The organism is Bradyrhizobium sp. CIR18 (assembly GCF_014198295.1).
GTDB lineage: Bacteria > Pseudomonadota > Alphaproteobacteria > Rhizobiales > Xanthobacteraceae > Bradyrhizobium.
In genome coordinates this window covers 23,263-47,623 of record NZ_JACIHF010000009.1, presented here as the reverse complement: position 1 = coordinate 47,623, position 24,361 = coordinate 23,263, and the positions used below count along the sequence as shown (strand labels likewise).

The window sequence follows — 24,361 nt, the reverse complement described above, 5'->3', positions numbered from 1 at the left end:
GAGCGGCGCGTTGGGCAGTTTCGTGGGGATTTTCATCACGGTAGCGGCGCTGCTCGGCGGATTTGCTGCCATGGGCGGGCATCTGGCCGTGCTCATGCAGCCGTGGGAGTTCGTGATCATCATGGGGACCGCGGTCGGCACCTTCATCGTCGCCAATCCGTGGAAGACGGTGGTGGATACCGGCGTTGCCTGCATGCAGGCCATCACCGGCGCGGTGCCCGGCCAACGCTACTACCTTGATCTGCTCGGTGCGCTCCACGCCCTGATGCGCGAGCTCAGGGGCAAGGGCCGCAACGAGGTCGAGGCCCATATCGACGATCCCGCGTCCTCCGAGATCTTCAAGGCGTTTCCGAGCGTGCTCGGGGATCCCTCGCTGCTCCAGTTCATCTGCGACTACGTCCGCCTCATCATCATGGGCAACGCGCGCACGCACGAGATCGAGGCGCTGATGGACGAGGAGATCCACACCATCGTGAAGAGCAAGCTGGCGCCCTATCATGCGCTGGTGACGGTGTCCGAGGCGCTGCCGGCGCTGGGCATCGTCGCCGCCGTGCTCGGCGTCATCAAGGCGATGGGCGCGCTCGACCAGTCGCCGAAGCTGCTCGGCGGCTTCATCGGCGCGGCCCTGGTCGGCACCTTCGCCGGCATCTTCCTGTCCTACGGCGTTCTTTCGCCCTTCGCGATCAAGATCAAGATGACGCGCGAGAAGAAGTGCCGGCCCTACATCATCGTCAAGCAGACGCTGCTGGCGTTCATGAACGGCGCCATGCCGCAGATCGCCGTCGAGCACGGCCGCAAGATGATCGCGAGCACCGAGCGGCCGTCGATCGACGTCGTCGAGAACGAGACGATCGCAGGTCCCAAGGCCGTCGTCACCGAGCCCGAACCCAAGGCTGCCCGCGCATGATGATGGAAGACGTCGAGGTCGATCAGCGCAAGCAGCTGCCGAACTATCTGCTGGACGCGGCCGGCATATCGATCGAACGCATGCCGATGCTCAATGTGATCTTCGATCGCATGGCGGCATCGTGTACCGACAGCCTGCAGCCGATGGCGGGAACGCCGTGCTATTTCTCGGTCAACGGCATCACCAACGATCCCCTCGGCGACATCATCAAGGACTACGAGGGCAACGCGGTCGCGGCGGTGCTCTATGCCGAGCAGTGGGACTCGCGCGTCATCATCATGCTGGACCGCGACTTCGTCTTCACGATGGTCGAGGCGATGTTCGGATCCGACGGCGCGGAACCGCCGCTCGATGTCGAACGCACCTTCTCGAACATCGAGATCCGCCTGGTCCAGGCGCTGTTCGAGCGGTTCGCCAAGGCGCTGCAGAGCGCCTTTGCCGGCACGTCGAACGTCACCTTCCGCGTCGAGCGGGTCGAGACGGCGATGGCCTCGCTGGCGATCGGGCGCGCCAGCAACATGTCGATCTGCGCGAACATGATGGTGCAGGCACTCTACCGCGGCGGCCAGATGTTCCTGATCATTCCGCACTCCGCGCTCAACCCGCTGCGTCAGAAGCTTGCAACGGTCACCGCCAGCGACGGTCGCGCGACCGATCCGCGCTGGCGCGAGCAGATGGAGAGCGAGGTCCACCGGACCGAGGTGACCCTGAGCGCGGTGCTCGACGAGAAGATGATTTCGCTCGAGGACGTCGTGAAGTTCAAGGTGGGGCAGGTGCTCGAGCTCGAGGCGACGCCGCGCACGCTGGCCCGTCTCGAGAGCAACAACCAGGTGTTGTTCTGGTGTCAGATCGGCCAGCTCGATGGCTATTACGCCATGCAGGTGGCCGATCCCGTCGATCAGAAACGGGAGTTCGTCGATGATATCCTATCTCGTTGATGCCGTGCTGCTGATCGCGCTCGCCTTCACCAGCATGCGGGTGACCCGCATGCACCGCGAGCTGGCGCGGCTGCGCAGCTACCAGGGCGAATTCTCCACCATCGTCCACGAGACCGCGGGCGCCTTCGACACCGTCATCACCGCAGCGCATGATTCCACCGCCAATCTCGGACGCTTAGCGAACGTGCTGACCACCAAGATCGATCAGGCCCACGAAGCGATCGCCGCGCTCGATGCGAGGAGCGGGCTCACGCCGGCCGCGACCGCAGGCGGCGCTGAGGTGAACAAGCACTGAAGCGAGAGCCGGCACAACCAATACGAGCGGAACGCCAAGGCGTTCCGGGAGCGGAAATACCAAGAGGCGATACCAGATGGCGCAATCCTTCGACTATGACTCTGCCACGCGAGCACCGGCCGCCGACGAGGGGCATACCGACACGACTCCGCTGGAGCGGCTCGCGGAGATCGCCGCGCGCACGGCGGAGGAGAGCGGCAAGTTCGCCAATGTCGATGCGATCTTGCGCATCCCGGTCACCATGCAGGTGGTGCTGGGATCGGCGACCATTCCGGTGGCGAACCTGATGAAGCTCGGGCGCGGCGCGGTGGTTCCGCTCGACCATCGGGTCGGCGAGCCCGTCGACGTCGTCGTCAACGGCCGCATCGTCGCCCGCGGCGAGGTGGTCGTCGTCGAAGAGGACAATTCCCGCTTCGGCGTCTCGCTCACGGAGATCGTCGGACCGCTGGGGCAGGGTGACAGCTGACCATGGCGGCACAGGTCGGCATCGCTCCCGTCAAGCAGCGAGGCGTTGCCACGCTGGGCGGTACGGAAAAGGTCGCGGCGCTGCTGCTGGCCATGGGCCGGCAGGCCGCCGCGAGCGTGCTTGCGCAATTCGAGCCGCAGGATATTCGCATCGTTACCAAGGCCGCGGCCGAGCTGCGGCCGATCACGGCGCAAGAACTCGAATCCATCGTCGAGGAGTTCGCCCAGCAATTCTCGATGGGCGCGAACATTCTCGGCACCCTCGGTGGCCTCGAGGCCGTGCTCGGCGACGTGCTTCCAGCCGACCAGGTGTCGGCGATCATGTCGGACCTGCTCGGCAATTCGAGCCGGTCGGTGTGGGACCGTGTCTCGTCGGTGTCCGAAAATTCGCTCGCGAGCTACCTGTCCAAGGAGCATCCGCAGACCGCGGCGCTGATCCTGTCCAAGGTCAAGCCGGCCTGCGCCGCCAAGGTCATGAGCCAGCTGCCCTCGAGCCTGCGCAACGAATTGATGCGGCGCGTGCTCAGCCTCAAGCCGATCGCCGATGACGCCATGAGAGTGCTCGAGAAGACGCTGCATGAGGATCTGACGCTGAACTTCGCCCGCAACCTCGGCGCCGACACTTACGCCCGCGTCGCCGACATCATCAACAAGATGGAGCGCGGACATATCGAGGACATGCTCAAGAGCCTGTCGGAGAAGCGGCCGAAGTCGGCCGAAGTGCTGAAGGAGCTGCTGTTCACCTTCGACGACGTCATCAACCTGGCGCCGAAGGCGCGCACCATGATCTTCGACCAGGTGCCGACCGACCGTATCGTCGTCGCGCTGAAGGGCACCGACAAGCATTTCCGCGAACTGATCCTGTCCGCGGTCGCCTCGCGCGTCCGCCGCGTCGTCGAGCACGAGCTCGCCATCGGCGAGCCGTCGAACCAGCGTGACGTGCTGGAGGCGCGCCGCGTCATCACCGACCTCGCGCTCGAGCTCGCAGAGAAGGGTGAAATCGAGCTCAATCCCGACCAGGAGGATGAGCTGGTCTTCCGCTGACCGCTGAACGGGCATGGCAGAATCATCCGATCAGGAGAGCAAGACAGAAGAGCCGACCGAGAAGAAAGTCCGTGATGCGCTCGAACAGGGCAAGATCCCGGTCTCTCGGGAGGCCTCTATTTTTGCCTCGATGGCCGCGCTGATGGTCATTCAGGCGTTCCTGATCGGCCAGGGCGTGCAGCAATTGACGCCGACGTTGAAGAACCTGCTGGACGATCCCGAAGGCTTCCCGCTCTCGACCGGCGCGGACGCGCAGAACCTGCTCACCGTGGTCGGCCTCCAGGCATTGCGCTTCCTGGTGCCGCTGGTCGTCACCCTCGGCGCGTTCGGGCTCGCCGCCTCGCTGCTGCAAAACGCGCCGCGCCTGGTGCTGGAGCGCATCAAGCCCGACCTGTCGCGAATCTCTCCGATCAGCGGCTGGAGCCGTCTGTTCGGAACGCAGGGACTGGTTGAGTTCGCCAAGTCGCTGTTCAAGCTGGCCGCGGTGACCTCCGTGGTCGCCTTCGTGCTGCGCGCATCGGAGGCGAAGGCGTTCGAGGCGATGTACACCGATCCGGTTGCGCTGCCGGAGATGATTCTCAACATCGCGATGCGGATCGTCTCGGCGATCTGCATCGCGACCATCGTCCTGGTGGCGATCGATCTCGCCTGGGCACGCTTCCACTGGCGGCGCCAGCTGCGCATGACCAAGCAGGAGATCAAGGACGAGCACAAGCAGGCGGAAGGCGATCCGCTGATCAAGGCGCGCCTGCGCTCACTGGCGCGCGACCGCTCGCGGCAGCGGATGATCGCGTCCGCATCGCGCGCGACGCTGGTGATCGCGAACCCCACGCACTTCGCGATCGCATTGCGCTACAAGCGCGAGGAAAATCCCGCGCCGCTCGTGGTGGCCAAGGGCATGGACGTGATCGCGCTGAAGATCCGCGAGGTCGCCGAGCAGAACCGGATTCCGGTGATCGAGAACAAGGCGCTGGCGCGCGCACTCTACGAGGCGGTGCAGGTCGATCAGGTGATCCCGGCGGAATTCTTCCGCCCCGTCGCCGAGATCATCTACTTCCTCCAGTCGAAGCAGGCGTCGCGGACCGAGAAGGTCCAGTAGAATTCAGAGGACGACGTCCGGCCCAACAGCTTGACGAAAGCTTAACGCCCTAGGCTTCTCCCGAATGGACCAGAACGGGGCTGTCGTGGGACCGCTTTATCTCTTCGAACTCGCATCGTCGCAGGCGCGGTACCTCGAGCTCCGCCAGTCGACCATCGCCACCAACGTCGCCAACGCCAACACGCCCGGCTTCAAGGCGCGCGACGTCGAGCCCTTCAACAAGGTGCTCGACGGCTTGCCGGTGAGGCTTGCGATGACGTCGCCGTCGCACATGCAGCTGGCCGCGGCCGAGACCGACACGCGGGCGACCGCGAAGAAGGACAGCTGGGAAGTGGTTCACTCCGGCAATTCGGTCAGCCTCGAGCAGGAAATGATCAAGGGCAGCGACGTCAGTCGCGATTACTCGATGAACTCGGCAGTCGTGCGGTCGTTTCACCGCATGCTGCTGTCGAGCGCGAAGAGCTGAGGTGAATTGAGATGCTGGACTCACTGCAAGCGTCATTGACGGTCGCGAGCTCCGGGCTCGAAGCGCAGTCGACGCGTATGCGCATCGTCTCGGAGAATTTGGCGAACGCGACCTCGACGGGGCGCACCGCCGGCGCCGATCCCTATCAGCGCAAGACGATCACCTTCGATGCTGCGATGGATCGTGCCTCGGGCTCGCAGCTGGCGAAGGTCAAGGAGATCGGGGTCGACACCACGCCGTACCGCGTGGAGTACGACCCGGGACATCCCGCTGCCGACAAGGCAGGCTACGTCAAGCTGCCGAACGTCAACATGATGATCGAGATGGCCGACATGCGGGAAGTCAACCGGTCCTATGAAGCCAATCTCCAGGTCGTGAAACAGGTGAGGTCGATGCTCGGCATGACCATCGACCTCTTGAGGAGCTGACAATGCTTGAGGCAATTTCATCCACTGCGATTTCCGCCGGGCAGGCGGCGAGCCGTGCGACCGAGGCGCAGGCCATCTCGCCGGCGGCTCCGACCGCCATTCAGTCCACCGGCGATGTCGGCTTCGAATCGGTGATGAAGCAGGTGACGACCGACGCGATCGGGACGCTGAAGGCAGGCGAAGCGGCGTCGATCTCGGCGATGCAGGGCAAGGAATCGACGCGCAAGGTCGTGGAGGCGCTGATGTCGGCCGAGCAGGCCTTGCAGACGGCGGTCGCGGTTCGCGACAAGGTCGTGCAGGCCTACCAGGAAGTCGTCCGGATGTCGATTTGATCTGAAGGAATGAAGCTGTGAAATCGCTCGCCATCGCGGCCACGGGCATGAACGCCCAGCAGACCAACATCGAAGTCATCGCGAACAATATCGCGAACATCAATTCGACGTCGTACAAGCGTGCCCGCGCCGAGTTCACCGATCTGTTCTACCAGATGGACCGCATGCAGGGCGTCGCGAACGTCAACGGTTCCTCGCCGATCCCGGAAGGCGCCAATCTCGGTCTCGGCGTCAAGTCGGCAGCGATCCGCAAGCTGCACATCCAGGGCGCGCTGACGCAGACCGGCAATCCCTACGATATGGCGATCAACGGCCGCGGCTGGTTCCAGGTGCTCGGCCCGAACAACGAGGTGCAATACACCCGCGCGGGCTCGTTCAACACCAATGCCAACGGCCAGCTCGTCACGATCGACGGCTATCTGCTGGATCCCGCGATCACAATACCGCAGGGCACGGTCGAGGTCACGGTCAACCAGACCGGCCAGGTCTTCGCCAAGCTGGATACCGAGGTGAACCCGCGCCAGATCGGCCAGCTCAACCTCGCCAACTTCGCCAACGAGGCGGGCCTCGAGCCGCTGGGCAGCAATCTCTACAAGGAGACCACGGCGTCGGGCACGCCGGTCGTCGGCCTGCCGGGCGATTCCGGATACGGCAAGATCAACCAGAAATGGCTCGAAGCCTCGAACGTCGACCCGGTCAAGGAAATCACCGAGTTGATCTCGGCGCAGCGCGCCTACGAAATGAATGCCAAGGTCATCCAGGCCTCGGACGAAATGGCCCAGACAGTATCGAAGGGCATGCGCTAGTTCCGGTGTCTCGATGTTGAACAGGGTGGGCCTGATCGTGCGCGGGTTGGCCGCCGTGCTGCTGGTTCTGGCTTCGGTGCGCCTTGCCATGGCCGAGGAGAAGCGGCTTCCCGTGCCGGCGGTTGCGATCCGCGCCGGCGAGCTGATCCGGGACGACATGATCACCGAGCGCGCCTTCGCGCCGAGCCTGCTCGGCGTTGCCATGTTTGTCGAAGGGCGCCAGGTCCTGGTCGGCCGCATGGCGCGGCGCGCGCTGTTGCCGGGCCAGCCCATCCCAACCAACTCGGTGGAAGACCCCTGGACCGTCGCCCGCGGCGCCATGGTCAAGGTCGTGGTGGAAGACAGCGGCCTGTCCATCGTCACTTACGGCTCGGCGATGCAATCGGGTGCGTCCGGCGCGCTCATCCCGGTGCGCAATACGGATACCGGGGTGATCATCAGGGGCGTGGTCCAGCCGGACGGCACCGTGAAGGTCGTGGACGGGTCATGACCAGAATCCTGCTTGCGCTCGTCCTGCTGCTTTCGGCCGCCAGCGCCCATGCCGCCGTCCGCATCAAGGACATCGCCGACATCAAGGGCCTGCGCGAAAACCAGATCGTCGGCTACGGCCTCGTCATCGGCCTGAACGGCACCGGCGACACGCTTCGCAACGCTCCGTTCACGGAGCAGTCCCTGCAATCGATGCTCGAGAACATGGGCATCAACGTCAGGAACGAGACCACGAGCACCAACAATCCGACGCGACCGACGACGCTGCGCACGCGCAACGTCGCGGCCGTGATGGTGACTGCGGACCTGACGCCCTCGATCGGGCCTGGCGAGCGCATGGACGTGACGGTGTCGTCGCTCGGCGATGCGACGTCGCTGCTCGGCGGTACGCTGGTCATGACATCGCTGCGTGCGGCGGACGGCGCCGTCTACGCGGTGGCGCAGGGCGCGATCACGGTCGCCGGTTACAGCGTCGGAGGCCAGGCGCAGAACGTCAGTCAGGGTACGCCGACGGCCGGGCGCATCCCGAACGGTGCGCTGGTCGAACGCGAGGTGCAGGGAAGTCTTCATGAGATGGAGTTCCTGGTGCTGCAGTTGAAGAACCCCGACTTCGTCACCGCAACGCGCATCCTGGACGCCATCAACCGGTACGCCGGTGGACGCTACCGCGCGCAAATCGCCTTCGAGCGCGACTACCGTACCATCGTGCTGTCGAAGCCGCGCCACATCGGCCCTGTCCGCTTCCTTGCCGAGATCGGGGAACTAACGGTCGAGCCGGATACGCCGGCCCGGGTGGTGATCAACGAGCGCACCGGCACTGTCGTGATCGGGCGCGACGTGCGGATATCGACCGTCGCCGTGACGCACGGCAATCTGACGGTTCGTGTCACGGAGATGCCCGTGGTGTCGCAGCCGGCGCCGTTCTCGCGAGGGCAGACCGTGGTGGTCCCGCAGACCGTGGTCGAGGCCAACGAGGCCGGATCTCAGGTGGCGATCCTCAGCGGGGTCGATCTCCAGCGCCTGGTGCGCGGGCTGAACCAGATCGGCCTGAAGCCGTCGGGCATCATCGCGATCCTGCAGGCGATCAAGACGGCCGGTGCGCTCCAGGCCGATGTCATCGTCCAATGATGCGCAAGCGTCGTGCAAGCTTGGTCGCTCAATGCTCGTGTCTCGACCGAGAATCGCACGCGGCCCGATGCTGAAGCTGGATCACAAAGCCAAACTCCTCCTGCTGGTCGCGGCATCCGTGCTCGCGGGCGCATCGCCCGTGCTGGCCCTGGATGAGGCCAAGCAATCGAAGCCGCTCAATCTGCTCTCCTTCGCGCGCGCCCGCGCCTCCGGCCCACAGAAGCCGCAGCCGGTCACGGCGATGCCTGGCGACAATGCGTCGATCCGGGCGACGGCATGGGCCGCCGAAGACCAGGGACCCACGACCACCGGCGCGGTGCCTGCTTCCCAGACGCCAGCGGCTGCACCTGCACCACCACCGGTACGTCCGGCCAAGCCCGGCAGCGTCACGGCGCCGCCGAAACCTGCGCCGCCACAGGCCGCGGTATCGGCGGACAACGAAGTGGCCCTGTTCTGCAGCAACGTCGCCGATCCCGCCGTCGATGCGAGGCTGGCCTGGCAGCTCAAGGAGCTCGAAAAGGCCGAGAGCCTGCTGCGCGAGCGCATTGCCGAGGTCGAGGCCAAGCGCGTCGAATACGAGAAGTGGATGGCGTTGCGCGATGACTTCCTGAAGAAGGCCGAAGCCAGCGTCGTCGAGATCTATTCGCGCATGAAGCCCGAAGCTGCGGCGACCCAGATTGCCGGCATGGCGGACGAGACCGCCGCCGCCGTGCTCGCCAAGCTCAGCCCGAGGAATTCGAGCGCGATCTTCAATGAGATGGATACGGCACGCGCGGCGCACCTCGCCGACCTGCTCGGCGGAATGCGTCGCGTGGATGACGGAAAGACCAAATAGATGAAGAAGCCGATCCTCATCCTCTCGCTCGTGCTGGCGTCCGCGCCCTTGGCCGGATGCTTCCATGATCCGTCCGAGGTCCTGACCGGCCCGCAAATGTCGCCGGTCGGCAGCGGCCTCCGGACCCAGGCCGATCCGATCCCGGTGACGCCGCGCATGCGCACGCCCGTCAGCTATCGCTCGACCTGGGACGACGGCACCGACCTCTACCGCGATCCCCGCGCCCGGCGCACCGGCGACGTCGTGACCGTGATCATCTCGATGCAGGACAAGGCCAAGCTCGACAACAAGACCGGCCGCTCGCGCGATTCGCAGGTCAAGTTCGGGCTCGACTGGCTGATGGATGTCGCAGGGTGGAGCGACAAGGGATCGGCCAACGCCAATCTCAGCACCAACACCCAGATCAAGGGCAACGGCCAGATCGACCGCACCGAGGACATCAAGCTCTCGATCGCGGCCATCGTCACCGACGTGTTGCCGAACGGCAATATGATGATCAGCGGCTCGCAGGAGTTTCGCGTCAACACGGAGATGCGCGTGCTCAACGTCGGCGGCATCGTGCGTCCGCGCGATATCTCGCGCACCAACACGATCTCCTACGAGAAGATCGCCGAGGCGCGCGTGTCCTATGGCGGTCGCGGAAATCTGTCCGACGTGCAGCAGCCTGGATGGGGACATCGGATCTATGACGCCGTGGCACCATTCTGAAGTCCGCGCCGGTCTGGCCGCACCGCGAGGGCAGGGGACGTGATGCGCCTGATTGCGGCCATCGTGGTGCTGACCCTTGTCGCGATCGGTGCGGGCGCGCTGGCCGGGCTGCATCTGTTCGCGGCCGCCGAGCGCGTCGCCGACGCGAAGAAAACCGCTACGCCGCCGCCGCTTGCCTCGAGCTACGCCGGCAGCGCGCGGCTCAGGAAGCTGTCCCCGATCGTGACCAATCTGTCCGCGCCGGCCAACAACTGGGCCCGCATCGAGGCCTCCATGGTGACCGAGAGCATGAGCGACGAGGATGCCGGCATCCTGGCCGCCCACATCAGCGAGGACATCGTCACCTATCTGCGGTCGGCGACGGTGACGCAATTCGAGGGATCGCGCGGGCTTCAGCATCTGCGCGACGACCTGACCGAGCGCGCCAATATCCGCTCGTCGGGCAAGGTGCGCGAATTGATCATTGAGACTCTGGTGATTCAGTGAGAGTAAAAATCCTGCTGCTCGCGTTGGTCCTGGTCGTGCTGCCCGAAGTGGCGCTCGCCCAGATTCCGGACCTCAACTCGCTGCTGCCGCCCGGAAACGGCTCGACCAGCGGCCGGATCATCCAGCTGATGGCGCTGATCACGGTGCTGTCGGTGGCGCCGGGACTGCTCATCATGGTGACGAGCTTCACGCGATTTGCGGTGGCGCTGTCGTTCCTGCGCGCCGGCCTCGGCCTGCAGACCACGCCGGCCAATCTGGTGCTGATCAGCCTCGCGCTGTTCATGACCTTCTACGTGATGGCGCCGACCTTCGATCGCGCCTGGGAGACCGGCGTCCAGCCGCTGATGAAGAACGAGATCTCGGAAGAACAGGCCTATCTGAAGATCACGGATCCGTTCCGTGAGTTCATGCTGGCCCATGTCCGCGACAAGGATCTGCAAACCTTCGAGTCGCTCGCCGCGGAGAGCTTTCGCAAGAAGTTCGACGACAAGCGCGTCGATTTGCGCGTCATCATCCCGGCCTTCATGATCTCCGAGCTGAGGCGCTCGTTCGAGATCGGATTTCTCATCATCCTGCCGTTCCTCGTCATCGACATGATCGTGGCGACGCTGACGATGTCGATGGGCATGATGATGATGCCGCCGACGATCCTGGCGCTGCCGTTCAAGATGCTGTTCTTCGTGCTGATCGACGGCTGGAATCTGCTCGCCTCCGGACTGGTGCGGTCGTTCTCGTAGCGGCGGCGAGCGTCGGCCCGGCGCGTTATGGTTAGCGGAAAGTAATATTAACCATATGATATTGCTGCGGAATTAAGGCCGATCTTAATCCGCCGGCAAGATTCGACGTGTTAGCAAGGCGTCACGGCGGGTTGGACCTCACCCACATCAGTCCAAAGGCATGATGCCGCCCCTCCGTACCGGTGCAAGTCCGGTATGTCCCCTGATGAAAATGTAACGCGTACATAAAGGGACATTCGCAATGTCAAGCCTGCTCACGAACTCGTCCGCCATGACCGCGCTCCAGACCCTGCGGTCTGTCAGCTCGCAACTCTCGACCACGCAGAGCCGGATCTCCACCGGCCAGCGCGTGGCTACCGCCGCGGACAACGCCGCCTACTGGTCGATCGCGACCTCGATGCGCGCCGACAACGCCGCGCTCTCCGCCGTCTCCGACTCGCTCGGTCTGTCGGCCGCGACCGTCGACACCGAGTACACCGCTCTGAACAAGGTCCTCGGCGACAGCAACTCCGGCCTGACCAAGCTGCAGTCGCTGCTGGTCGAAGCCAAGACCGCCGGTATCGATCGCAGCAAGATCCAGTCGGAAATCACCCAGATTCAGCAGGACATGAAGAACGTCGCAAGCGCGGCGACCTTCAACGGCGTCAACTGGCTGAGCACGAACGCCTCCACGCCGACGACCGTCAATCTCGTGTCGTCGTTCTCGCGTGTCGGCTCTACGCCGACCACCAGCTCGATCACGGTGACCGTCGCCAACTACTCGCTGTACACCTCGAGCACGGGCGGCATCCTCGACACGGTGAGCGGCAGCGCGTCGGTCGACAGCCTCAACATCGGTGCGCTGACCGACTCGGCTGCTGACCAGACCATTCTCGATGGTTACATCGCGAAGGTCACCGCAGCGATCGGCACGGTGTCTTCGGGCGCCGCCAACCTCGGCGCCATCAAGAACCGTATCTCGAACAACTCGGAGTTCGTGAAGTCGCTGATGGACTCGGTGGATCGCGGTATCGGCCAGCTCGTCGACGCCGACATGAACCAGGAGTCCACCCGCCTGGCGGCCCTCCAGGTCCAGCAGCAGCTCGGCGTTCAGGCGCTCTCGATCGCCAACAACAACAGCCAGAGCATCCTGTCGCTGTTCCGCTAAGCCTTCGACGATCTCGGGAGGGCCGCGCTTCTCGCGAAGCGCGGCCCTTTCGTTTGCCTGACCCGCGCACCGTGATTTCGGCTGCCCTGTTGCCGCGGGGGCACAGCGCCACAAGCCCCGCACAAGCTTCGCCGGCTAGTCTGGCCGTTACGACGGATTGGGTTTACGCGCATTTCCGCAGCCCAAAGGCATGATGCCGCCCTGTCGTACCGGTGCAAGCCCGGTATGTCCCCATCCAATCTGTTTTCAAAGGGACATCAAAGATGGCTTCCAGCCTGCTTACCAACTCCGCTGCAATGACTGCGCTCCAGACCCTCCGGAATGTCAGCGCCAGCCTGCAGACCACCGAAAACCGCATCTCCACCGGCCAGCGCGTCTCGACCGCTTCGGATAACTCGGCCTATTGGTCGATCGCGACCTCGATGCGCGCCGACAACGCCGCGCTCTCCGCCGTCTCCGACTCGCTCGGTCTGTCGGCTGCGACGGTCGACACCGAATACACCGCTCTGAACAAGGTCATCGGCGACCAGAACTCCGGCCTGACCAAGCTCCAGGCGCTGCTGGTCGAAGCCAAGACCGCCGGCATCGACCGCACCAAGATCCAGGCCGAAATCACCCAGATCCAGCAGGACATGAAGAACGTGGCCAACGCGGCGACGTTCAACGGCGTCAACTGGCTGAGCACCAACGCGTCCACGCCGACCACCGTCAACCTGGTGTCGTCGTTCTCGCGCGTCGGCGGCACGCCGACGATCAACACCATCACGGTGACGGTCGCCAACTACTCGCTCTACACCGCGACCACGGGCGGTATCCTGGACACGGTGACCGGCAGCGCGTCGGTCAACACCATCGGCATCGGTTCGCTGACCGACTCGACGGCCGACCAGACCATCCTCGACGGCTACATCGCGCAGGTCACCACCGCGATCAACACGGTCAGCCAGTCCGCCGCCAACCTCGGCGCCATCAAGAACCGCATCTCGAACAACACTGAGTTCGTGAAGTCGCTGATGGACTCGGTGGATCGCGGTATCGGCCAGCTCGTCGACGCCGACATGAACGCGGAATCGACCCGGCTCCAGGCGCTGCAGACCCAGCAGCAGCTCGGCGTTCAGGCGCTCTCGATCGCCAACCAGAACAGCCAGAGCATCCTGTCGCTGTTCCGCGGCTAAGCGGCGCTTTCGAAAACGACCGTGCTCCCTTAAGGGAGCACGGTCCCCGCCGTGACCGGCGGAGGTGGCGGCACAAGACGCCCGCAATCGATCTCCCGCCGTTGAATTTCATGCGATACGCCGCGGCCGATCGTGCGGCCATGCGTCCCGGCGCATGTAGCCGCTGGCCCGATTGCCTCGCCAGGGCTTCCTGTAAAATAGGCCTTCTTGTAAAATTGCAACGCCTCGCCTGCGAACTGACACATTCGTGTCCTCGCGCAACCTTCAGACAAGGTTGGCAGCGGAGTGTCCCGTACGTTCGCATTGGTACGAGGTCATATGCTCAGTCGTGCGCAGGTACAGCAACTGCTCAACAATCTGCTGGAGCTTGGGCCGCGACGCCTGATGGCCCTGGGCCTGATCGGTTTTGCCGTTCTCGTGACCGTCGTCGGCGGCGCGTACTATCTGAGCCGGCCTGAATTCGAGACGCTCTATACCGGCCTCACCCGCGAAGACGTGACGCGCATGGGCGCCGCGCTGCGCGAGCAGAACATCACCTTCGACGTCAATACCGCCGGCGACGCGCTCTCGGTGCGCCCGAGCCAGACCATGCAGGCGCGGATGCTGCTGGCCGAGAAGGGGCTGCCGACCAGCGCCAATTCCGGCTACGAGCTGTTCGACAAGATCGGCTCGCTCGGCCTGACCTCGTTCATGCAGGAGGTCACCAAGCTCCGGGCGCTGGAAGGCGAGATCGCGCGCACGGTGCAGTTGATGAAGGGCGTCAAGGCGGCGCGGGTGCATATCGTGCTGCCGGTGCGCGGCTCGTTTCGCGCGACGCAGCAGCCGCCATCGGCATCGGTCGTGCTGCGCACCGACGGCGCGATCGAGGCCCGCACCGCGCAGTCGATCCGCCATCTCGTCGCCGCCGCCATTCCAGGCATGAACCGCGACAAGGTGACGGTGCTGGATGCCGACGGTTCGATGCTGCTCGCCGAGGAGGACGAGGCGAGCGCCGCCCCGACCAAGATGGCGAGCCTGCAGAAGACGGTCGGCGGCATGGTGCAGGAGAACATCCGCAAGGCGCTGACGCCGTATCTGGGCCTCGATAATTTCGAGGTCAGCGTCGCACCGCAGCTCTCCACCGACAAGCGGCAGATCAACGAGACCGTCTACGATCCGGAAAGCCGGGCCGAGCGTTCGGTGCGGAACGTGCGCGAGAAGGAATCCTCGCAGAACGCCGACCGTTCGACGCCGACCACGGTGCAGCAGAACCTTCCCGATCAGCAGGTCAACGCCGGCGGCGGCAAGAACTCCAGCGAGGACAAGACCCGCCGCGAGGACGTCACCAACTTCGAGGTCTCGTCCAAGACCACGACGACGGTGAGCGACGGCTATTCGGTGAAGAAGCTCTTCATCGCCGTCCTGGTCAATCGGGCGCGGCTGGTCGCCGATCTCGGCGACAAGAGCAACCAGGCCATCGTCGACAGCAAGCTCGCCGAGATCAGCCAGCTCGCGGCGACGGCCGGCGGACTGGACAAGCAGCGCGGCGACCAGATCCAGGTGACGGCCGTCGACTTCATCGAGGGCTCGCGCGAGCTGGCGCCGGTGCCGCCGATCAGCTTCGTCGAGATGATCAACAAGCAGCTCGGCAGCGTCATCAACGCGGTGACGATCCTGGCCGTCGCGTCGATGCTGGTCTGGTTCGGCTTGCGGCCGGCGGTCAACGGCATTCTGACCCATCGCGCGGAGCAGGAGCAGGTGGAGGCCGCCGAGGCCGCTGAGATCGAGGCTGCTGCGGCCCTTGCATTGGCCGAGAGTCAGGACCCCGAGCTCAATCTCGTCGAAGATCTCGAAGGCAAGATGCAGCGAACGCCGCAGAAGCGACTGGAGCAGATCGTCCGGCTCGACCAGGCGCAGGCCGCAGCGATCCTTAAAGACTGGATGCGACGCGAGGAGGCGGCATGAACGCGGCAATCGGAAAATTCCTGACGCAGTTCGACGCGAACGGCCGGGCCAAATCACCGCCGCCTCCGCCGCCCAGGATCCAGGACGTGCTGACGAGGCCGAAGGAGGTCATGCGCGAGCCTTCGCCGCAGCCCCAGGCCCATTCGCAGCCGCTGCCGCAGTCGCCGTCTCCAGCGCCGAAGGCGGAAGCCCCGCCGGCCAATGTCCTGGACGACGCCTACCGGCGCGGCCATGCGGCCGGCGTCGCGGAAGGCGACGCCAGGCTTGCCGAGGAGCGCGTCCGCAGCGCGATCCGGCTCGGCGAGGAGCGCGCCAAATGGTCCGACCAGCAGGCGGTCGCGATCGTCAGCGGCTTCGAGACGGCTTGCCGCGAGATCGAGACCAACATCGCAAGCTCCGTGGCGCGGATACTGCTGCCGTTCCTCACCGAGGCGGTCCGCGACAAGGCGATCGGATCGCTGGTCGAGCAGATCGCGGCGCTGACCGGCAACTCGTCGGTGCCGGCGTTCAAGGTCACCGGCCCGAGCGAGCTGCTCGACCTCGTGAAGACGCAGCTCGAGGCGTCGAGGCGCACCGGCATCGAGTACGAGGCCGCCGACACCCTGGAGGTTCGCGTCGTGGCCGACCAGACCGTGATCGAGACGCAGATCACGGCCTGGAGCGAGCGCCTGAAGGAAGCACGCCGGTAACCCGCCATGGAAGAGGTCAAGCATGAACTCGTGATCGTCCGCCGGCGCAGCGCTTTCGCTGAGGAGGCGCATCACGGCGGCGTGTGGAAGATCGCCTATGCGGACTTCATGACCGCAATGATGGCGTTCTTCCTGGTCATGTGGCTGCTCAACGCGCTCAACCAGGACCAGAAGCAGGTCGTCGCGAGCTATTTCAATCCGATCCAGCTCGCGGAAAATGCCCCCGCGCCGAAGGGCCTGAAGAATCTCTCCAAGAAGGAGCCGACCTCGTTCGAAGGTCAGGACGGCAAGCGTCAGCCGGCCGGCTCGAACGAGGAACGTCGCGGCGACTCGCCGACGGCCGAGAAGCCGGCCTCCTATGAAGAGAAAGTCCTGTTCCGTGATCCCTATGCGACGCTCTCCGAGATCGCGAACAGCGCGAACCAGTCCACGGGACAGCGGCGCGCCGGCGCGCTGACGTCTGCCGAAGAGGATGGTCTCAAGGGCGGCGACGCCTACCGCGATCCCTTCGACCCCGGCTATTGGAAGCTGGCGCCGCAAGCATCCAAGGATGCCGATCGCATGATCGAGAGCGAGCCCAAGCCGAATGCCTCCGCGCGCGACGGCGCCTCAGGCACAAATCAGGGCGAGCCGCAGGCCAGTCGTGCCAAGGCGAACGATGCCGGCGGAAGCCTGGCGCCGAACGCGGATGCGTCGTCCGCAAACCTGTCGCCGCTATTGCCGCCGGGGCCCGCGCCGGCGCAAGCCCCGCGCGAGGGCAGCGCGCAAGCGAGCGTTCAAGCCAACGCCGCCGCGCAGGCGCGTCCCAACGATACGACGAAGGAGTCTGAGCCGCGCGATGCGGCGCAAACCCAGCAGCCGACCGTGAAGCAGCTTCAGGCCGCGATCGCGGACGCGCTATCTGACATCAAGGCGGGCGCCGGGCCGGCGGCCGAGGTGCGTCAGATCGAGGAGGGCCTCCTGATCAGCCTGACCGACGATGCGAGCTTCGGCATGTTTGCAGTCGGCTCGGCCGAGCCGCGGCCCGAGCTGATCCGCGTGATCGACAAGATCGGGCCGTTGCTGACGAAACGCCAGGGCATGATCATCGTCCGCGGCCATACCGACAATCGGCCGTATCGTTCTGAGACTTACGACAATTGGCGGCTGTCGACCGCCCGCGCGCAGATGGCCTATTACATGCTGGTTCGCTCCGGTGTCGACGCGCAGCGGATCGAGCATGTCGAAGGCTATGCCGACCGCCGGCCGAAGCTTCCGAACGATCCGGCGGCTGCTCAGAACCGCCGAATCGAGATCCTGATCCGTGAGAAGCGCCCTTGATCAGGCCGCTCCTCTGCGCCGTCCTGCTGCTCCTGCCGTTCACGGCAGCGAACGCGCTCGCACAACCCGCGCGCCAGTCGGGCGAGCCCTATGAGCTCGTCCGCGCGTTGCAGGCTGTGCAGGATGGCATCGCCAACGGTGACACCGCCGCGCATGGCAGCCACGTCGCGCTGATCCGGCAGATCGGAGAGAAGTTTCTCGCCGCCGATCCGGATGTGTGGAGCAATGCGCAGAACAGCCAGGCTGCAGTCATCTACTTGCTCAGCGGCGGCGCGCCGCAAATCGTCCGCAAGCTGCCGCGCGAAAAGATGAACGTCGACGAGCGGCTGTTCAACGGCGCGCTCGCCTATGTCGAGGGCCGTCAGGAGGAGGCGCGGGAGCTGCTCAAGGACGTCAAGCCGCGGACGTTGTCCTCCGGCCTCGGCGGACAGGTCGCGCTGGTCCAGGGCGCGTTGTTCGCGCGTTCCGAGGCATCGCTGGCGATCGAGCGTCTGGACGACGCGCGCCTGCTCCTGCCCGGTACGCTGGTGGAGGAGGCGGCGTTGCGGCGCGAGATCCTGCTGGTGGGGCAGGCGGAGGATTTCGATAAGTTCGAGTTCCTGGCGCTGGCCTATATCCGCCATTACCGCAACTCGATCTATGCTGGCGATTTCTGGCAGCGCTTTTCCTCGGGCCTGACGCAATCGAGTCTGGCGCTCGACGATCGCCGCTTCGCGCGGATCGCAGCGCTGCTCGAGCAGATTGATCGCGCGAGCCGCCTCAAGCTCTATCTCGTGATCGCGCGCGCGGCGATGGTGCGCGGGCAGATGGCCGTGACGCGGCTTGCCGGCGAGCGGGCGCTGACGCTCAGCGCCGACGCCTCGGCGGATCGCGAGCGGGCGCATTTCTTCCGCGGCGCCGCGCGAGCGCTCACCGACGAATATGACGGTGGTCTTGCCGAGCTGAAGGCAGTCGACCGGTCGAAGCTGCCCGAGCGCGACGTGCCCCTTATGAATGCCACGGTGCAGCTCGCGCTCGATGTTCGCAAGCCGTTTCCGGGCGGATCCGCCGTCTCGGCCGACAAGCCTCCGGCAACGCCGGCGCGTCTCGATCTGGCGTCATCGACCGTGACGCTCGCGCGCGCGCAGAAGCAGCTCGGCGAACTCGAACTCCTTACCAGGGACCGCCGCCCATGACCAAGCTCAGTGGAACCTCCGGACAGCTCTTCTCGGGTCTCGCCGAGAGCCTCAACATCCGCGGCACGTCGCGTTCGGCAAAGAGCGCCGGGGCCAAATCGCAGGCTGGCTCGTCGTTCAACGATCTGCTCCACACCGTCTCGAACCTCGCCAAGCAGGCACTCAACGATGAGGGCAGCGATACGACGGCGAAGGCCGGAGCGCTGCGCACGCGTCTGGCCCACCCAGCGGGCAAGGACAAGTCGAAGGACGAGACGGACGAGCGCACCGAGGCGACCGACCTGCTCAAGGCTGGCGACCAGACGACCGACAAATCGTCGGAGACGCAAAGTCCGGTCGATCATGATCCGAAGCCGGACGTTTCGAACCGCCCGAACGCTCCCGCGATCGTGGGACAGGATCTCGTTGCCGCATCGGCCGCGAAGCCGCAAATGCCGTCGCAGTCGGGCGACAGGAAAGACGTGCCCGCGCGCGACGAGCGCTCATCCGGGACGAGGCGTGAGGTTGCAGCGGCAGGCATGGCGAAGGCAACGACAGCGGATTCCGCGCCGTCTGCTGCCGTTCCGACCGGCGCGCGTGCACAAGGCGATGCATCGCAAGCCGCGGCCGCACAGCCAGGCAGCGAGGCTTCCGCCAAAGCCATGCCCGCGACCTCAGGCTTCGAGGCGGTCACGGCCAATGTCGAACGCGCCGCCAAGGTCTCGACGCGCGACGCTTTGCCCGAGACGACCAAGGTCACCGTGGTCCAGCAGGAGACCCATCTGCCCCCGGCGCAGTTCAACGCCCCGCAACAGGTCGCCAATGCGGTCGTCGCCGAGCTGAAGGACTCCGCAGCCCCGGCGGCGTCCGCAGCGCCCGATCTCGCAGCATCCCAGACCAATGCGCCGGATCAGCCGCTCAAGATCCTGACCATCAATCTCGAGCCGCCGGCGCTCGGCAACGTCACCGTGCGCCTTCGTCTCGTCGGCACCGAAGTGTCCGTCCACCTTGCGGCCGCGCGCAAGGACACGAGCCAGATGCTGGATCAGCAGCGCGACCAGATCCGCGATCTCATGCAGACGGCGGGTTATGTCGCCGACGTCGCGCCCGTGCAGCACGGCTCGCTGGATGGATTCCAGAGCGGCTCCGGCCAGTCGCAGCCGCAGCTCTCGGGCCAGCAACAGCCCTCGTCGCAGTCGCAAGGTGCGTTCGGTGGCGCAGGCACGTCGTCGGGGCAATCCGATGGCGGCGCGAAACAGGCCCGCCAGGAACGCCAGCCCCAGGAGACGCGTCATGACCAGGACGTGGGTCAGCCGAATCGTCGCGGCCCTGTTTATCTGTAATGCGGGCGCCGCGGACGCGGCCACCGACGTCGTGCGCCCCTGCGAGCGCGAGATGGCGCGCGCGGCCCAGCAGCATGGGATTCCGCTCGGCATTCTCTATGCAGTCGGTCTCACCGAGACCGGCCGCCGCGGCGCGCTTCATCCTTACGCCCTCGGCGCCGACGGCCAGACCGTGTTCGCCAGGGACATGGATGATGCGATCGCAAATTTCCAGGTCATGCGCAGCAAGGGCATCAAGCTGATCGATCTCGGCTGCATGCAGATCAATCATTACTATCACGGCGACAAGTTCGTCTCGGTGCGCGCGATGTTCGATCCCGCCAAGAACGTCGAATATGCCGCGCGCTTCCTGAAAGAGCTGAAGCAGCGCGAGGGCAGCTGGACCATGGCGGTGGCTCGCTACAATGCCGGCCCCAACAACCAGCCGGCGCAGAAGCGCTATGTCTGTCACATCGTGGCGCACCTCGTGTCGAGCGGTTTCGGCGCCTGGACCGACAAGGCGCGCTCGTTCTGTCAGCCGAAAACGACATGACGACGTGAAGTTGTGCATGGTTCCGAACCATCAGCCCCGCGCAAGCAAGATCCCCCATTGTAACTGCAACCTACCAAAGGAGCCCACTTCATGAGCCTGTATGGTGTTATGCGCACCGGCGTTTCCGGTATGAGCGCGCAGTCCAACAAGCTGTCGACGGTTTCGGACAACATCGCGAACGTCAACACCACCGGTTACAAGCGGGCTTCGACCGAATTCTCCTCGCTGATCCTGAAGAGCGGCTCCGGCAACTACGACTCCGGCGCCGTCGAGACGACCGTCCGTTACGCCATCAGCGACGCCGGGCATACGCAGTTCACGACGTCGTCCACCGACCTTGCCGTGCAAGGCAACGGCTTCTTCGTGGTCTCGAACGCCACCAATACGCAGCAGTATCTGACGCGTGCCGGCTCCTTCGTGCCGGACGCTCAGGGCAACCTCGTCAACGCGGCCGGCTACTACCTTCTCGGCCAGCCCGGTAAAGTGACCAATTTTTCGCAGAACAGCCTGGCTGGAATGCAGATCGTGAACATCGCCCAGGTCTCGCAGGTGCCGGTGCCGTCGACTGCGGGCACCCTGACGACCGGCAATCTCGATCCGAAGGCGGCTGTCATTGCCGGTCCGCCGGGTCCGGCGTCATATTCGTCGAAAAGCTCGATCGTCGCCTACAACAATATCGGTCAGGCCGTTACGCTCGACGTCTATATGTCCCACACCGCGACGGCGGCCGGCTCGGATACCTGGCAGGTTCAGGTCTACAATTCCGCGACGGGCACCTCGCTCGCCGCGGCCACCACTTTCACCTTCGACACCACCGCGACCGGAAAGGGCGCGCTGGCCGCGGCGAGCCCGACGGGCCTTACGTTCACGGTCCCGGGCGGCGCGGCGATGACCATGGACCTGTCGAACATGACGCAGGTTGGAGCCGACTTCAGCTTCAAGGCCACCGTCAACGGCAGCGTCCCCGCGGCGATCGACAAGGTCGATGTCGACGAGGCGGGCCACGTGACGGCGATCCTCAAGAACGGGCAGCAGCTGACGCTCTACACGATCATGCTCGCCGACGTCGCGAGCCCCGACAATCTGACGCCCGAGCCGGGCAACGTCTATTCGACCAACATGAATTCCGGCAATGCGCAGGCCGGGAATGCCGGCACCGGCGGGCTCGGCACGGTCCAGTCCGGTGCGCTGGAGGACTCCAACGTCGATCTCGCGGACGAGCTCACCGGGATGATCGAGGCGCAGCGCGGCTTCACCGCCAACTCGAAATCGTTCCAGACGGGCGCCGACCTGCTCGACGTCGTCGTCAACCTGAAGCGCTGAATTCTCCAGCGCTCACCCCCGGCAAGAGCAGATCATGTCCCTTACCGCCGCCCTCGACTCCGCTCGCGCCTCGCTCATGGCGTCGGGCATCCAGTCGTCGACGATCTCGCGCAACATCGCCGGTGCCAGCGCCACCGGCTATTCGCGCAAGATCGCCGTGCTGGACAACCTACCCGGCACCGGCGTCTATGTCGCGGCGATCCAGCGCGCGGCCAGTTCGGGCCTTTATTCGAACGTGCTGACCGCGACCTCGTCGTCGGCCAAGCAGAACGTGATCTATGACGGCCTGCAGAAGATCGCGGCCGCGACGGTGGACGATCCCGAGCTCGAGCAGTCGCCGACCGCCCAGCTCAACAAGCTGAAGCAGGCGCTGCAACAATTCGCTAACTCCACCGACAATGCGACCCTGGCGCAGGCCGCCGTGACGTCCGCCAAGGACATGGTGACCGGGCTCAACCAGGCCACAAGGACGGTGCAGTCGGTCCGCGAGGGGGCCGACGCCGACATGGCGAATTCGGTCGCCAACATCAACCAGCTGCTGTCCCAGTTCCAGACCGTCAACACCGCCATCGTAAAGGGCACGATCTCCGGCGACGACGTCACCGACTATCTCGACCAGCGCGACAGCATCGTCTCCAGGTTGTCGCAGGAGGTCGGCGTCTCGATGTCGATCCGGACCAATGGAGATGCCGCGCTCTATACCGACAGCGGCGTCGTGCTGTTCGACAAGACGGCGCGAGCCGTGAGCTTTGCGCCGACCAACGCCTATACCGCCGGCACCACGGGCAATGCCGTCTTCATCGACGGCGTTCCCGTGACCGGTGCCAATTCCGTCATGCCGCTTAAGTCCGGCAAGCTCGCCGGCCTGGCCCAGCTGCGCGACAAGGACACGGTCACGTATCAGAGCCAGCTCGACGAAATCGCGCGCGGCCTGATCGACGCCTTCAAGGAAAGCGACCAGTCGGCTGTCCCGACGCTGGCGGACCGGCCCGGCCTGTTCACTTATCCCGGCGCGCCCGCGATGCCCGCGAGCGCCACGATCTCGGTGGGCCTCGCCGGGAGGATCTCGGTTGCCGCCTCGGTCGATCCGGCCGTAGGCGGGAATCCGAACCTGCTGCGTGACGGCGCGATCAGCGGCGTTGCCGCCTATAATTACAACACGACCGGCAATGCCGGCTTCTCTGCGCGGCTGCAGCAGCTCATCAACAAGATGGAAGCGCCGCAACCGTTCGATGCCACGGCCCAGGGCAAGCCGAGCGGCAGCGTGATCGAGTTCGCGTCTTCCTCGGCGAGCTGGATCGAAAGCCAGCGCAAGACCGCCGACGACAACGTCCAGTATCAGAATACGCTGCTCGACCGCAGCACCGCGGCGCTGTCCAACGTCAGCGGGGTCAACATGGACGACGAGATGGCGTTGATGCTCCAGGTTGAGCGCACCTATTCGGCGTCATCGAAGATCATTTCCACCGTCGATGAGATGCTGCAGAGCCTGCTGGCTGCCGTGGGGAATTAAGTCATGATGAGCGCGAACTACATCTCGACCCTGATGCTGTCTTCATCGTTGAGGTCGTCGATCACGAACAACCAGAGCGCGCTGACCAAGGCCTCGAAGGAGGCGACCACCGGGCGTTTCGCCGATGTCGGCCTCGAGCTCGGCACGGGAACGGGCCGCGACGTGGCGCTGCGCGCCGATTTCAACTTCGCCGACCAGCTCGTCGACACCAACGAGCTGGTTTCGGGGCGCCTCGACGTGACCCAGAACCGGATCACGCAGCTCGGCAAGACCGCGTCGGAATTCCTCAAGAACCTGATCGCGGCCCGCGACGCCGACAGCGGCGCAAAGATCATCCTGCCGAGCGCGTCCGCGAACCTTCAGGACGTCATCGGCGCGCTCAACGTCTCCTACAACGGGTCGTATCTGTTCGGCGGAATCGATACGCAGACCGTGCCCATCACGAACTACACGGCCGGCTCGGCCAGCAAGAACCAGGTCGATGCGGATTTCCTGGCGACGTTCGGCTTCTCGCAGGCTGCGGCCGGTGTCAGCACCATCACGCCGGCGCAGATGCAGAATTTCCTCGACAACACCTTCGACCCCGAGTTCGCCAGCCCGGCCTGGAACGCCAATTGGTCGTCGGCCACGGACCAGACGCTGTCGAGCCGTATCTCCACGACCGAGGTCGTCGACAGCTCGGTCAGCGCCAACCAGCCCGGCTTCCGCAAGCTGGCCGAGGCCTACACCATGCTCACTGATCTCGGGAACACGAGCCTGAGCAAGGACACGTTTCAGGTCGTCGTCGACAAGGCCATCAGTCTGGTCAGCGGCGCGATCAACGATCTCGCCGTGCTCGGCGGTACCGTCGGCTCGATCCAGCAGCGGGTCACCGGCGCGACCGAGAAGCTGAAGATCCAGAAGGACATCCTCAACGACCAGATCGTCAAGCTGGAGGCGGTCGACCCGACCGAGGCCTCGGTCCGCGTCAACACCCTGCAGACCCAGATCAAGACGGCGCTCGCGCTGACCTCGCAGCTCCAGCAGATCAGCCTCATCAACTATCTCTAGAGCCGAGG

Annotated in this window: 27 protein-coding genes; all 27 read left to right on the top strand. The window is 65.0% G+C overall.

Annotation, left to right across the window (positions count from 1 at the left end; all coding sequences use genetic code 11):
• The first annotated feature begins 10 nt into the window (after positions 1-10).
• Positions 11-907: a flagellar motor stator protein MotA gene (gene motA / locus GGD65_RS25460; RefSeq protein WP_028145751.1), complete on the top strand. Its 897-nt coding sequence runs from the start codon at positions 11-13 to the stop codon at positions 905-907.
• Positions 904-1,845 (top strand): flagellar motor switch protein FliM, encoded by a 942-nt coding sequence (locus GGD65_RS25455; protein ID WP_092253785.1) that lies wholly within the window; start codon positions 904-906, stop codon positions 1,843-1,845. The genes motA and GGD65_RS25455 overlap by 4 nt, the downstream gene beginning before the upstream one ends.
• A complete protein-coding gene (locus GGD65_RS25450; RefSeq protein WP_018318434.1) occupies positions 1,826-2,140 on the top strand; it encodes a hypothetical protein in 315 nt (104 codons plus the stop codon). Before GGD65_RS25455 ends, GGD65_RS25450 begins: the two co-directional genes overlap by 20 nt.
• A gap of 76 nt (positions 2,141-2,216) precedes the next feature.
• The gene (gene fliN, locus GGD65_RS25445; protein WP_018318435.1) at positions 2,217-2,606 is read left to right on the top strand and encodes a flagellar motor switch protein FliN; all 390 of its coding nucleotides are present in this window, start codon (positions 2,217-2,219) and stop codon (positions 2,604-2,606) included.
• A 2-nt stretch (positions 2,607-2,608) separates the two neighbouring features.
• On the top strand, positions 2,609-3,649 hold the full coding sequence (locus tag GGD65_RS25440) for a flagellar motor switch protein FliG (protein ID WP_018318436.1): 1,041 nt from the start codon (positions 2,609-2,611) through the stop codon (positions 3,647-3,649).
• Positions 3,650-3,662: 13 nt separating this feature from the next.
• Positions 3,663-4,748 (top strand): flagellar biosynthesis protein FlhB, encoded by a 1,086-nt coding sequence (gene flhB / locus GGD65_RS25435; RefSeq protein WP_179739269.1) that lies wholly within the window; start codon positions 3,663-3,665, stop codon positions 4,746-4,748.
• 64 nt (positions 4,749-4,812) lie between these two features.
• Positions 4,813-5,214 (top strand): flagellar basal body rod protein FlgB, encoded by a 402-nt coding sequence (gene flgB / locus GGD65_RS25430; protein WP_183236969.1) that lies wholly within the window; start codon positions 4,813-4,815, stop codon positions 5,212-5,214.
• 11 nt (positions 5,215-5,225) lie between these two features.
• Positions 5,226-5,642 carry a flagellar basal body rod protein FlgC gene (flgC, locus tag GGD65_RS25425; RefSeq protein WP_028145745.1) on the top strand — a complete coding sequence of 139 codons (417 nt, stop codon included), beginning with the start codon at positions 5,226-5,228 and terminating at the stop codon, positions 5,640-5,642.
• Between the two features lie 2 nt (positions 5,643-5,644).
• Positions 5,645-5,974 carry a flagellar hook-basal body complex protein FliE gene (locus GGD65_RS25420; RefSeq protein ID WP_183236968.1) on the top strand — a complete coding sequence of 110 codons (330 nt, stop codon included), beginning with the start codon at positions 5,645-5,647 and terminating at the stop codon, positions 5,972-5,974.
• A gap of 17 nt (positions 5,975-5,991) precedes the next feature.
• On the top strand, positions 5,992-6,780 hold the full coding sequence (gene flgG / locus GGD65_RS25415; protein ID WP_018318441.1) for a flagellar basal-body rod protein FlgG: 789 nt from the start codon (positions 5,992-5,994) through the stop codon (positions 6,778-6,780).
• Positions 6,781-6,793: 13 nt separating this feature from the next.
• Positions 6,794-7,270, top strand: coding sequence for a flagellar basal body P-ring formation chaperone FlgA (flgA, locus tag GGD65_RS25410; RefSeq protein WP_018318442.1), 477 nt, complete (start codon positions 6,794-6,796; stop codon positions 7,268-7,270).
• Positions 7,267-8,397, top strand: coding sequence for a flagellar basal body P-ring protein FlgI (gene flgI, locus GGD65_RS25405; protein ID WP_038950160.1), 1,131 nt, complete (start codon positions 7,267-7,269; stop codon positions 8,395-8,397). Before flgA ends, flgI begins: the two co-directional genes overlap by 4 nt.
• A gap of 67 nt (positions 8,398-8,464) precedes the next feature.
• Entirely contained in the window at positions 8,465-9,232 is a 768-nt protein-coding gene (locus GGD65_RS25400; RefSeq protein WP_183236967.1) for a MotE family protein, read from the top strand.
• A complete protein-coding gene (gene flgH, locus GGD65_RS25395; protein ID WP_183236966.1) occupies positions 9,233-9,940 on the top strand; it encodes a flagellar basal body L-ring protein FlgH in 708 nt (235 codons plus the stop codon).
• A 42-nt stretch (positions 9,941-9,982) separates the two neighbouring features.
• Entirely contained in the window at positions 9,983-10,426 is a 444-nt protein-coding gene (locus GGD65_RS25390) for a flagellar basal body-associated FliL family protein (protein ID WP_183236965.1), read from the top strand.
• On the top strand, positions 10,423-11,163 hold the full coding sequence (gene fliP, locus GGD65_RS25385; RefSeq protein WP_018318447.1) for a flagellar type III secretion system pore protein FliP: 741 nt from the start codon (positions 10,423-10,425) through the stop codon (positions 11,161-11,163). Before GGD65_RS25390 ends, fliP begins: the two co-directional genes overlap by 4 nt.
• A gap of 241 nt (positions 11,164-11,404) precedes the next feature.
• Entirely contained in the window at positions 11,405-12,310 is a 906-nt protein-coding gene (locus tag GGD65_RS25380; RefSeq protein ID WP_028145737.1) for a flagellin, read from the top strand.
• Between the two features lie 263 nt (positions 12,311-12,573).
• Positions 12,574-13,485 (top strand): flagellin, encoded by a 912-nt coding sequence (locus tag GGD65_RS25375; protein WP_018318449.1) that lies wholly within the window; start codon positions 12,574-12,576, stop codon positions 13,483-13,485.
• A 318-nt stretch (positions 13,486-13,803) separates the two neighbouring features.
• A complete protein-coding gene (gene fliF, locus GGD65_RS25370; RefSeq protein ID WP_018318450.1) occupies positions 13,804-15,429 on the top strand; it encodes a flagellar basal-body MS-ring/collar protein FliF in 1,626 nt (541 codons plus the stop codon).
• Positions 15,426-16,118 (top strand): hypothetical protein, encoded by a 693-nt coding sequence (locus GGD65_RS25365; protein ID WP_183236964.1) that lies wholly within the window; start codon positions 15,426-15,428, stop codon positions 16,116-16,118. The genes fliF and GGD65_RS25365 overlap by 4 nt, the downstream gene beginning before the upstream one ends.
• A 6-nt stretch (positions 16,119-16,124) precedes the next feature.
• Positions 16,125-17,438 carry a MotB family protein gene (locus GGD65_RS25360; protein WP_183236963.1) on the top strand — a complete coding sequence of 438 codons (1,314 nt, stop codon included), beginning with the start codon at positions 16,125-16,127 and terminating at the stop codon, positions 17,436-17,438.
• Entirely contained in the window at positions 17,435-18,613 is a 1,179-nt protein-coding gene (locus GGD65_RS25355; protein WP_183236962.1) for a chemotaxis protein, read from the top strand. Before GGD65_RS25360 ends, GGD65_RS25355 begins: the two co-directional genes overlap by 4 nt.
• Positions 18,610-19,935 (top strand): flagellar hook-length control protein FliK, encoded by a 1,326-nt coding sequence (locus GGD65_RS25350; protein ID WP_183236961.1) that lies wholly within the window; start codon positions 18,610-18,612, stop codon positions 19,933-19,935. The genes GGD65_RS25355 and GGD65_RS25350 overlap by 4 nt, the downstream gene beginning before the upstream one ends.
• A complete protein-coding gene (locus GGD65_RS25345; RefSeq protein ID WP_183236960.1) occupies positions 19,886-20,467 on the top strand; it encodes a transglycosylase SLT domain-containing protein in 582 nt (193 codons plus the stop codon). Before GGD65_RS25350 ends, GGD65_RS25345 begins: the two co-directional genes overlap by 50 nt.
• Positions 20,468-20,557: 90 nt before the next feature.
• Positions 20,558-21,790 carry a flagellar hook protein FlgE gene (locus tag GGD65_RS25340; RefSeq protein ID WP_018318456.1) on the top strand — a complete coding sequence of 411 codons (1,233 nt, stop codon included), beginning with the start codon at positions 20,558-20,560 and terminating at the stop codon, positions 21,788-21,790.
• A 34-nt stretch (positions 21,791-21,824) separates the two neighbouring features.
• Entirely contained in the window at positions 21,825-23,303 is a 1,479-nt protein-coding gene (gene flgK / locus GGD65_RS25335; protein ID WP_018318457.1) for a flagellar hook-associated protein FlgK, read from the top strand.
• A gap of 3 nt (positions 23,304-23,306) precedes the next feature.
• Positions 23,307-24,353, top strand: a complete 1,047-nt coding sequence (locus GGD65_RS25330; protein ID WP_018318458.1) for a flagellar hook-associated family protein — start codon at positions 23,307-23,309, stop codon at positions 24,351-24,353.
• Positions 24,354-24,361 lie beyond the last annotated feature (8 nt).

Coding starts and splice junctions, on each gene's coding strand:
- GGD65_RS25455 (WP_092253785.1), top strand. CDS start 904: ATGATGATGGAAGACGTCGAGGTCGATCAGCGCAAGCAGCTGCCGAAC.
- GGD65_RS25450 (WP_018318434.1), top strand. CDS start 1,826: ATGATATCCTATCTCGTTGATGCCGTGCTGCTGATCGCGCTCGCCTTC.
- fliN (WP_018318435.1), top strand. CDS start 2,217: ATGGCGCAATCCTTCGACTATGACTCTGCCACGCGAGCACCGGCCGCC.
- GGD65_RS25440 (WP_018318436.1), top strand. CDS start 2,609: ATGGCGGCACAGGTCGGCATCGCTCCCGTCAAGCAGCGAGGCGTTGCC.
- flhB (WP_179739269.1), top strand. CDS start 3,663: ATGGCAGAATCATCCGATCAGGAGAGCAAGACAGAAGAGCCGACCGAG.
- flgB (WP_183236969.1), top strand. CDS start 4,813: ATGGACCAGAACGGGGCTGTCGTGGGACCGCTTTATCTCTTCGAACTC.
- flgC (WP_028145745.1), top strand. CDS start 5,226: ATGCTGGACTCACTGCAAGCGTCATTGACGGTCGCGAGCTCCGGGCTC.
- GGD65_RS25420 (WP_183236968.1), top strand. CDS start 5,645: ATGCTTGAGGCAATTTCATCCACTGCGATTTCCGCCGGGCAGGCGGCG.
- flgA (WP_018318442.1), top strand. CDS start 6,794: ATGTTGAACAGGGTGGGCCTGATCGTGCGCGGGTTGGCCGCCGTGCTG.
- flgI (WP_038950160.1), top strand. CDS start 7,267: ATGACCAGAATCCTGCTTGCGCTCGTCCTGCTGCTTTCGGCCGCCAGC.
- GGD65_RS25400 (WP_183236967.1), top strand. CDS start 8,465: ATGCTGAAGCTGGATCACAAAGCCAAACTCCTCCTGCTGGTCGCGGCA.
- flgH (WP_183236966.1), top strand. CDS start 9,233: ATGAAGAAGCCGATCCTCATCCTCTCGCTCGTGCTGGCGTCCGCGCCC.
- GGD65_RS25390 (WP_183236965.1), top strand. CDS start 9,983: ATGCGCCTGATTGCGGCCATCGTGGTGCTGACCCTTGTCGCGATCGGT.
- GGD65_RS25380 (WP_028145737.1), top strand. CDS start 11,405: ATGTCAAGCCTGCTCACGAACTCGTCCGCCATGACCGCGCTCCAGACC.
- GGD65_RS25375 (WP_018318449.1), top strand. CDS start 12,574: ATGGCTTCCAGCCTGCTTACCAACTCCGCTGCAATGACTGCGCTCCAG.
- fliF (WP_018318450.1), top strand. CDS start 13,804: ATGCTCAGTCGTGCGCAGGTACAGCAACTGCTCAACAATCTGCTGGAG.
- GGD65_RS25365 (WP_183236964.1), top strand. CDS start 15,426: ATGAACGCGGCAATCGGAAAATTCCTGACGCAGTTCGACGCGAACGGC.
- GGD65_RS25360 (WP_183236963.1), top strand. CDS start 16,125: ATGGAAGAGGTCAAGCATGAACTCGTGATCGTCCGCCGGCGCAGCGCT.
- GGD65_RS25350 (WP_183236961.1), top strand. CDS start 18,610: ATGACCAAGCTCAGTGGAACCTCCGGACAGCTCTTCTCGGGTCTCGCC.
- GGD65_RS25345 (WP_183236960.1), top strand. CDS start 19,886: ATGACCAGGACGTGGGTCAGCCGAATCGTCGCGGCCCTGTTTATCTGT.
- GGD65_RS25340 (WP_018318456.1), top strand. CDS start 20,558: ATGAGCCTGTATGGTGTTATGCGCACCGGCGTTTCCGGTATGAGCGCG.
- flgK (WP_018318457.1), top strand. CDS start 21,825: ATGTCCCTTACCGCCGCCCTCGACTCCGCTCGCGCCTCGCTCATGGCG.
- GGD65_RS25330 (WP_018318458.1), top strand. CDS start 23,307: ATGATGAGCGCGAACTACATCTCGACCCTGATGCTGTCTTCATCGTTG.